The sequence below is a fragment of the Mesorhizobium sp. M0136 genome (genome assembly GCF_040322515.1).
Classification (GTDB): domain Bacteria; phylum Pseudomonadota; class Alphaproteobacteria; order Rhizobiales; family Rhizobiaceae; genus Mesorhizobium.
Genome location: NZ_JAMYTP010000064.1, coordinates 1 through 1,743 on the forward strand (window position 1 = coordinate 1; position 1,743 = coordinate 1,743).

The following is a 1,743-nucleotide window of genomic DNA, read 5'->3' on the forward strand; positions in this document are numbered from 1 at the left end:
ACCTGCTTCGGCCCGCCGAAGGGCGGCTTGGCGTAGACGACCCATTGACGGCGACGAGCCTCGGCGAGCAAGCAGACGAAGGCATCAGGCCTTGCCAGGTAGGCGAGATCGCCGAAGAAGCCCAGCCCGCCCTCATCATAGGCCGCTCGGAGTTCCTCCAGAAAGAGACGGCGGAACAGGCGCGACAGCACGCGCACGGGCAGGAAGAACCCCGGCCGGCAGGCGACCCATCGCCCTCCATCGAGGGAGATGCCGCCGCCCGGGACGATGCAATGGAGGTGGGGATGATAGGTGAGGTTCTGGCCCCAACTGTGCAGCACCGCGATGAGACCGATCCCGGCGCCGAGATGTCTGGGATCTGCGGCGATCGTGCGCAGCGTCTCGGCGGCCGCCTTGAACAGGATCGTGTACATCGCCGCCTTGTTCTGGAAGGCGATTGTGGCGATCTCGGCCGGCAGCGTGAACACCACGTGGAAGTAGGGAACCGGCAGAAGCTCGTTCTGCCGCGCGGCGAGCCATTCCCGGCAGGTCTTTCCCTGGCACTTGGGGCAATGCCGGTTGCGACAGGAATTGTAGGCCACGCGGATCGCCCCGCAGGACCGGCAGCCCTCGACATGGCCGCCCAGTTCGGCGGTCCGGCACAGTTCGATGGCGCTCATCGTGCGGCGCTCGACGCGTCCGAGATGACCGTCATGAGCCTGCCGATACGCCTCGCCATGGCGGCGGAAGATATCCGCCACCTCCAGTCTCGCCGACATGGGCGGAACCGATCAGCCCGACGGCACGACTTCGATGTTCAACCGGTCGAGCGGGCTTGTCGTGCGCCGGATGAGGCCGTTCGAGACCTTGGTGTAGCGCGCCGTCGAGGACAGATTGTTGTGGCCGAGCAGCACCTGGATAATGCGAATGTCGGTGCCGTTCTCCAGCAAATGCGTGGCGAAGCTGTGCCTGAGCGTGTGGACCGTCACACGCTTGTCGATGCCGGCGGCCGCACGCGCCGAGCGGCAGGCTGAATACAGCACCTGCACGTCGATGGGGCGATTTGCATCCCGGCCCGGAAACAGCCAGCCCTGCGGCTTCGCCAGTCGCCAGTAGACCCGCAGGATGCGCAGAAGCTGCGCCGACAGCATCACGGTGCGATCCTTGCCGCCCTTGCCGTGCTCGACCCGGATGACGCCGCGTTCGCTATCGATGTCGCCGACCTTCAGCCCGACGGTCTCCGAAGCGCGAAGGCCCGCGGCATAGGCCGTCGTCAAGGCGGTGCGCGTCTTCAGGCTCGGCACCGCCTCGAGAAAGCGGACAACCTCGTCGGCGCTGAGAACCACCGGCAGCGTGCGTGGAGCGCGGGCATAGGCGATCCGCTCAGGGATCTCGGCATGACCCAACGTCACGCCGTAAAAGAACCGCAGTGCGCACACCGTCTGGTTCAGCGCCGGCCACGAGATTCCGGTAGAGACCAGATGCACCTGGAAGGCGCGAACGTCCTCCAGGTCAAGCCGGTCCGGGGATCGGCCACAGTAGCGGGAGAACTTCGCTACCGCGTGCACGTAGGATCGTTGCGTGGCCGGCGACAGATTGCGGATCGTCATGTCCTCGATCATGCGCCGGCGAAGCGGGCTCAACTCGGCCATCTCATTGCTCCTGTTCTCAAGGTTGCGCTTCAACAGCAGCAATCCTTCAAAACAGAAGCGTCATCCGCAAACCGGTGCACCAAATGCCGCGTCAGCGGCTTCGTTCAATCCC

At 65.2% G+C, this 1,743-nt stretch carries 2 protein-coding genes; both read right to left on the bottom strand.

Annotation, left to right across the window (positions count from 1 at the left end):
- Nucleotides 1–758, bottom strand: a 758-nt coding sequence (locus tag NKJ35_RS30755; protein WP_352651381.1) for an IS91 family transposase, incomplete at its 3' end; no start/stop codon positions are given.
- A gap of 12 nt (nucleotides 759–770) precedes the next feature.
- The gene (locus NKJ35_RS30760) at nucleotides 771–1,631 is read right to left on the bottom strand and encodes a tyrosine-type recombinase/integrase (protein ID WP_352651383.1); all 861 of its coding nucleotides are present in this window, start codon (nucleotides 1,629–1,631) and stop codon (nucleotides 771–773) included.
- Between the last annotated feature and the right edge of the window lie 112 nt (nucleotides 1,632–1,743).

Excerpts from the sequence above, each read along its gene's own strand:
- NKJ35_RS30760 (WP_352651383.1), bottom strand. The coding sequence starts at position 1,631 with ATGGCCGAGTTGAGCCCGCTTCGCCGGCGCATGATCGAGGACATGACG.